Origin of the sequence: Streptomyces sp. LS1784, assembly GCF_020103755.1 — a bacterium.
Classification (GTDB): domain Bacteria; phylum Actinomycetota; class Actinomycetes; order Streptomycetales; family Streptomycetaceae; genus Kitasatospora.
Genome location: NZ_JAHSQD010000459.1, coordinates 1 through 6,688 on the forward strand (window position 1 = coordinate 1; position 6,688 = coordinate 6,688).

The following is a 6,688-nucleotide window of genomic DNA, read 5'->3' on the forward strand; positions in this document are numbered from 1 at the left end:
GGCGGTGGGGCCGCGGAGCTTGCGGCGGGCCGGGGTGCGGACGGTGGCCGGGGTGCTGCTGGCGCGCGGGCTCGGCGGGCCGGTGCTGTTCGGACGGGTGAGTGAGCGATCGGACCGGTTCCGGCGGCTGAACGTGCGGTACTACTCGCCGCTCTGTGCGGCGTTGGGGGCCGGGGCGGCCGTGGTCGCGGGGGCGGGGGTCGGGCGACGGCCGCAGTAGGGTTGCCGGGTTCGTCCGCCACGAAGTGTTGAAGGAGTCCGCTGTGCTGGTGTTGTTGCCGCCCTCGGAGGGCAAGGCCGCATCCGGGGACGGCTCGCCGGTCGCGCTGGACCGGCTGTCGCTGCCCGGGCTGACGGCGGCCCGCGGGGCGGTGCTGGAGGCACTGGTCGGGCTCTGCCGGGGCGACGAGGACACCGCCGCCGAGGTGCTCGGCCTCTCCCCCGGCCTGCGCGGCGAGATCGCCAAGAACGCCGGACTGCCGACGGCCGGTGCCCGCCCGGCGGGCGAGGTGTACACCGGGGTGCTGTTCGACAACCTCGGCCTGGCCACCCTGGACGTCGCCGCGTACGACCGGGCCGCGCGCTCGCTGCTGGTCTTCTCCGGCCTCTGGGGTGCCGTGCGGATCTCCGACCGGATTCCGTCCTACCGCTGCTCGATGGGCGTGAAGCTCCCGGAGCTGGGGGCGCTCGGGGCGTACTGGCGGAGCGCGATGGCCGACGTGCTCCCCGAGGCGGCGGACGGGCTGGTGCTCGACCTGCGCAGCTCCGCCTACGCGGCGGCCTGGAAGCCGGCCGGCGAGGTGGCCTCCCGGACCGCCACCGTCCGGGTGCTCCAGGAGCGCGACGGCAAGCGCAGCGTGGTCAGCCACTTCAACAAGGCGACCAAGGGCCGGATCGTCCGGGACCTGCTGCTCGCCGGCGCCGAGCCGAAGACGCCGGGCGAGCTGATGGACGCGCTGCTGGAGCTGGGCCACCGGGTGGAGCTCGCCGCGGAGGGCACGGCCCGCAAGCCGTGGCAGCTGGACGTGGTGGTCACCGAGGTGCACTGAGCACCCCGGTGACGGACGTCCCTACCGCAGGTGCGAGGTGTCGTTGAGCAGCCGCAGCGAAGCGTTGCCGTCCGCGTAGTACTGGACGGCGCAGATCGAGGCGGCGGACAGCTCCATCCGGTACATCGAGTCCGGCGGGGCGCCCAGCGCCAGCCGGACCAGGGTCTTGATCGGGCTGACGTGCGAAACCACCAGCACGGTCTTCCCCGCGTACCGGGCGAGGATCTTGTCCCGGGCGACGCCGGCCCGGTGGGTGAGCGTGGCGAAGCTCTCGTCGCTGCCGGTCGGCCTGGCCTTGGCGGAGCCGAGCCAGGCGGTCAGGTCGTCCGGGTACCGCTCCCGCACTTCGGCGAAGGTCAGGCCCTCCCAGTCGCCGAAGTCGACCTCGCGCAGCCCGTCCTCGTACCGGACCTCCAGACCGAGCCGGGCGGCGACGGCCTCGGCGGTCTGCCGGGTGCGGCGCATCGGGGAGGCGACGACCGCCTGGACGCTGCCGCGCGCGGCCAACGCCTCGGCGGCCCGCTCGGCCTGCCAGCGGCCCTTGTCGGAGAGCTCCGGGTCGCTGCCGCCGCTGCCGGAGAAGCGCTTCTCCGGGGTGAGCGGGGTCTCGCCGTGGCGCAGCAGGACGAAGGTGGTCGGGGTGCCGAGGTCGGCCGGGGCGGCCCAGCCGGCCTTGGGGGCGGCGGTCTCCAGCGGGGGTTCCGCCACGGCCCGTGAAGCCCTGGGCTCCCACTGGCGCCCGGCCTTGCCGGCGTCCATCGCCTCGTTGGCCAGCCGGTCGGCGTCCTTGTTCCGCTCGCGCGGGATCCAGGTGTACGTGACCCGGCTGCGCGGGAAGAGGGTGCGCGCCTCGGCGGCCAGCGGCTGCATGTCCGGGTGCTTGATCTTCCAGCGCCCGGACATCTGCTCGACGACCAGCTTGGAGTCCATCCGGACGTCCACCGAGGCGTCCTGGTCCAGCTCGCGGGCCGCCCTGAGCCCGGCGATCAGGCCCTTGTACTCGGCCACGTTGTTGGTGGCGTGGCCGATGAACTCGGCGGCCTCGGCGACGATCTGCCCGGTGTCCCCGTCGCGGACCACCGCGCCGTAGCCGGCCGGCCCCGGGTTGCCCCGGGACCCGCCGTCAGCCTCGACGATGAAGCGCGCCGTCACCGGCTCAGACGCCCGAGTCGGAGGTGCGGACCAGGATCCGCGAGCAGTTCTCGCAGCGGACCACCTTGTCGGCCGGCTCGGCCTTGATGGCGTTCAGCTCGGTGATCGAGAACTCGGTGCGGCAGCCCTCGCAGCGGCGCTGGTAGAGGCGGGCCGCACCGACGCCGCCCTGGGTGTCGCGCAGCTTGGTGTAGAGCTTCAGCAGGTCCGCCGGGATGACGGCGGCGACGGTCTCGCGGTCGCGCTTGACCTTCCCCGCCTCCTCGTCGATCTCGGCGAAGGCGGCGTCGCGGCGGCCCTCGGCCTCGGTGAGGACGACGGTGGAGTGCTCCAGGCGGGCGGACAGCTCCTCGACCCGGGTGATGGCGCTCTCCTGGCGCTCCATGATCTCCAGCACGACCTCCTCCAGGTCGCCCTGGCGCTTGGCGAGCGAGCCGATCTCGTGCTGGAGGTTCTCCAGGTCCTTCGGCGAGGTGATCGCGCCGGAGTCCAGGCGCTGCTGGTTGCGGGCGGCACGGGCGCGGACCTGCTCGACGTCCTGCTCGGCCTTGGTCAGCTCGCGGGCGGTGTCGCCCTTCTGGGCCTCGGCGGCGACGACGAGGTCCTTGAGCGCGGTGTGGTCTGCGGTGACCTTCTCGATCTCGGCGTGCTCGGGCAGGCTCCGGCGCCGGTGGGCCAGCTGGTCGAGCTTCGAGTCGATGGCCTGGAGGTCGAGCAGGCGGATCTGGTCGGCGGGCGCGGCGTTCAAGCGGAGAGCTCCTGTGAATCGGGTCAGGCGGTGAAGGACATGGGGGCGTGTGCGGTCCACGGGTCGGTGACCCGGTGGGAGACCTTGGTCTCCACGGCCCAGCCGCGCTTGTCGGCGGCGGCCAGCAGGGCCCGCTCGGCCAGGGTGAGCCAGGGCCACTCGGTGGCCCAGTGGGCGGCGTCGAGCAGCGCGACGGGCGCCGCCTCGGCGGCCTCGGAGGCCGGGTGGTGACGCAGGTCGGCGGTCAGGTAGGCGTCCACGCCGGCCGACCGGACGTCGGCGAAGAGGCTGTCGCCCGAGCCGCCGCACACCGCGACCCGGCTGACCAGCCGGTCCGGGTCGCCGGAGACGCGGACGCCGGCGGCGGTGGCGGGCAGGCCCCGGGCTACCTGGGCGGCGAAGGCGGAGAGGGCCAGCGGGGGTTCCAGCAGGCCGATCCGGCCGGTGCCGCGGCGGCCCAGCGGGTCGGTCGGGTCCGGCACCAGCGGGCCGGTCACCCGCAGGCCCACCGCCTCGGCGAGCGCGTCCGAGACGCCGGGGTCGGCGTGGTCGGCGTTGGTGTGGGCGACGTGCAGGGCGATGCCGTTGGTGATCAGCGTGTGCACCACCCGGCCCTTGAAGGTGGTGGCGGCGACGCTGGTGGTGCCGCGCAGGTAGAGGGGGTGGTGGGTGACGACGAGGTCGGCGCCCCACTCCACGGCCTCGTCGACGACCGCCTGGACGGGGTCGACGGCGAACAGCACGCGGTTGACCTCGGCCTGAGGGTCTCCGCAGACCAGGCCGACGGCGTCCCAGGACTCCGCCCACTGCGGCGGGTAGACCTCTTCGAGCGCGGTGATGACGTCGGACAGTTTCGGCACCTGTCGAGACTACCGTGCGCGCGGGGGCGGTCGGGCCTCGGCCGTTCGGGTCCGGGCCGGGCGCGGGGTGGGCGGCGCGGGGGACGACGTTCGAATCGCTTGCCGCCTGCTCGTTGCCGGACCGCTCCGGGTGTTCGGACGGGGGTGCCGGGGGCGTACGGATGCGCGTCAACCTGCGGCCGGACGGGAGTCAACCCGCGGTGGGGGCGCTCGAACCGCCCCGCGCGGACCGTGCACACCGGTGCGCCGGGTTCCCACTGCTCACATCAGTGCGCTCGTACGAATTCGAAACCGTCGCTGGATCACCCTTAAGAGTGAAGTGACCGGCTCTGCGTTGAGCTGCCGGTTTTCTCGAAACTAACTTCAGTCCTGCGAACGGGAGTTGCCCCGGCAGCAGCCCCTACCGGGGACGCCGAGGAAGGGCACTCCGCCGGAGCGGGCCGCGGGCCCGCCGGACCGCACGGTCCGCGCTCCCGCCCCTCTCGGGGCGGCACACAAGAGGGAACCGATCAGGCCGGGCCGTACGCCCCGGTGCCACGAGCAGTGGGCACCCGGGGCGGCGGCCGCGACGAAGGGATGTGGTGGCGAATGGGGGCGGGCACATCGCTGCGCACGGCCGGGGACAGGGGATCGGTGGAGCGCGGACCGGGCACGGCGGGCTCGTGGCCGGAGGCGACGCGGGCGGCACTGGCCGGTGCCGGAGGCCGGGGAGGCCGCGGGGACTGGGACGTCACCGTCGGTGGCTTCTGGTGCACGGCCAGGCCGTCCGCGTCCCCGCCGCTGCCGGAGCAGGGGTGGAAGCTCCATGTGAGCGCGGCCTCGGCGGCGGGCGAGGCGGTGCTCTCGGCAGTGGTCCGGGTGCTCGCCGAAGACCCGTGCAGCTTCAAGTTCGCCGCCGCGCAGGAGCGCCTGAGCGAGCTCAACTCCCGCAACAGCGACCGTGGTTCGGCAGGCAAGTTCATCACCGTCTACCCGGCCGACGACGCGCAGTTCCAGCGGCTGGCGGCCGAGCTCGACCGGGCCACCGCCGGGCTGCCGGGGCCGGTGGTGCTCTCCGACCGGCCGTACCGGGCCGGGAGCCGTGTGCACTACCGGTACGGCGCGTTCGCGCTGCCGGCGGAGCTGGGCAACGACGGGGAGTACCGCTCGGTGCTGCGCGGGCCGGGCGGGGAGCGGGCCGAGGACGTGCGCGGGGGTTCGTACCGGGCGCCGGGGTGGGTGCGGGACCCGTTCGCCCCCGCCCCCTCGGCCGGCGCGGGTACGGACTCGGGTACGGCTTCGGGCCGGCGCCGGGGCGGGGTGCTGCTGGCCGGGCGGTACGCGGTGACCGCCGCCGTCCGGCACGGCGCGAAGGGCGGGGTGTTCCTCGGCCGGGAGGCGTCGAGCGGCGCCGAGGTCGTGGTCAAGCAGGCCCGGGCACACATGGAGGTGGACCGGGCCGGCACCGATGCCCGCGACGCGCTGCGGCACGAGGCCGCGCTGCTCGCCCGGCTGGCGGGGCAGGGACTGGCGCCGCGCGCCATCGAACTGATCGAGCAGGAGGACTCCGTCTTCCTGGTGCAGGAACGAATCGCCGGGCAGCCCTTGGGCAGCTGGGTGGCCGCCCGCCTGCGGCGCGACGGAAGCCCCGACGTCGACTGGGCCGAGGCCGGGCCGGTGGCGCACGGCCTGCTCGACCTGGTCGAGCGGGTGCACGCCCAGGGGCTGGTGCTGCGCGACCTCTCCCCCGGCAACGTCATGGTCCGCCCGGACGGCACGCTGCGGCTGGTCGACCTCGAACTCGCCACCCGGACCGGACACCTCGCGGGCTCGGCCGGCACCCCCGGCTACCGCGCCCCCGAGCACGGGCCCGGCCGACTCGCCGCCGCCCGCAGCAGCGTCGCCGACCCGGCCGTCGACCTCTACGCCCTCGGCGGGCTGCTCTTCCTCCTGGCCACCGGCCACGACCCGCTGCTGCCGGAGGACCTCCCGCAGGCCCGCCCGGTCACCGAACGCCTCGGCCGCTGGCTCGCCCTCGCGGCCCGCACCGGCGGGACGGCGCGGCGGCTGACGCCGGTGGTCCTCGGACTGCGCGCCGAGGACCCGCAACAGCGGTGGGGGACGGCCCGGGTACGGGCGGCACTGCGCGAGGGCGACCCGGACACGGACGGCGCCGGGACCACCGCCGTCACTCCGCTGTGGCATACCCCCGCCCGCCAGGGAGCGGCCCCGGGCGCCGCCCCGTCCCTCGACCGCGTCCTGCACGACGGCCTGCGCCACCTCACCGCCACCGCCACGCCCGGGCACCGGGACCGGCTGTGGCCGGTGGTGCCCGCCGGGGAGCGGACCGACCCGTGCAATGTGCAGCACGGCGCCGCCGGGGTGCTGGCCGTACTGGCCCGGGCCATGGCGGCCGACGGGCTGCCGGAACAGGTACGGGCGGAGGCCGCGGCGACGGCCCGGACCGCCGCGGACTGGATCGAGCGGCGCGCCGCCGCCGAACCGGTGGTGCTGCCCGGACTGCACTTCGGACGGTCCGGGACGGCCTGGGCCCTGCTGGACGCCGCCCGCGCCCTGGGCGACGAAGCGCTGGCCGGCCGCGCCGCCGGGCTCGCCCGCCGGATCCCCGTCGAGTGGCCCAACCCCGACGTGTGCCATGGCGCGGCCGGCTCCGGTTTCACCCAACTCCGCTTCGCAGACGACGAGTTCGACGGACCGGAGTTCCTCGACCGGGCCGCCCGGTGCGCCCGCACCCTGCTCGCCGCCGCACGCCGCGAACCGTACGGGACGGTCTGGCCGGTGCCCGCCGACTTCGACTCCGCGCTCGCCGGGATCACCCACCTCGGCTTCGCCCACGGCGCGGCCGGCGTGGGCGCCTTCCTCCTCGCCGCCGCCGGGGC

At 75.4% G+C, this 6,688-nt stretch carries 6 protein-coding genes; 3 read left to right on the forward strand and 3 right to left on the reverse strand.

Translation table 11 applies throughout. From position 1 onward, the window contains the following. Together KS423_RS34525 and yaaA are read left to right on the forward strand one after the other, a co-directional pair. The coding region (locus tag KS423_RS34525; RefSeq protein ID WP_224283702.1) for a DUF3995 domain-containing protein at positions 1 to 220 on the forward strand (220 nt) is incomplete at its 5' end. A gap of 43 nt (positions 221 to 263) precedes the next feature. Continuing rightward, positions 264 to 1,049 carry a peroxide stress protein YaaA gene (gene yaaA, locus KS423_RS34530; RefSeq protein WP_224283703.1) on the forward strand — a complete coding sequence of 262 codons (786 nt, stop codon included), beginning with the start codon at positions 264 to 266 and terminating at the stop codon, positions 1,047 to 1,049. A 21-nt stretch (positions 1,050 to 1,070) separates the two neighbouring features. On the opposite strand, the gene KS423_RS34535 is transcribed toward yaaA, so the two are convergent. From KS423_RS34535 to KS423_RS34545, 3 genes are read right to left on the reverse strand one after another with little or no spacing between them, the layout of a single operon-like run. After that, the gene (locus KS423_RS34535; RefSeq protein WP_224283704.1) at positions 1,071 to 2,201 is read right to left on the reverse strand and encodes a bifunctional RNase H/acid phosphatase; all 1,131 of its coding nucleotides are present in this window, start codon (positions 2,199 to 2,201) and stop codon (positions 1,071 to 1,073) included. A 4-nt stretch (positions 2,202 to 2,205) separates the two neighbouring features. Further along, the gene (locus tag KS423_RS34540; RefSeq protein WP_224283705.1) at positions 2,206 to 2,949 is read right to left on the reverse strand and encodes a zinc ribbon domain-containing protein; all 744 of its coding nucleotides are present in this window, start codon (positions 2,947 to 2,949) and stop codon (positions 2,206 to 2,208) included. A gap of 23 nt (positions 2,950 to 2,972) precedes the next feature. Next, positions 2,973 to 3,809 (reverse strand): Nif3-like dinuclear metal center hexameric protein, encoded by an 837-nt coding sequence (locus KS423_RS34545; RefSeq protein ID WP_224283706.1) that lies wholly within the window; start codon positions 3,807 to 3,809, stop codon positions 2,973 to 2,975. 588 nt (positions 3,810 to 4,397) lie between these two features. On the opposite strand from KS423_RS34545, the gene lanL reads away from it, so the two are divergent. Then, on the forward strand, positions 4,398 to 6,688 hold a 2,291-nt coding region (gene lanL, locus KS423_RS34550; RefSeq protein WP_224283707.1), incomplete at its 3' end, for a class IV lanthionine synthetase LanL.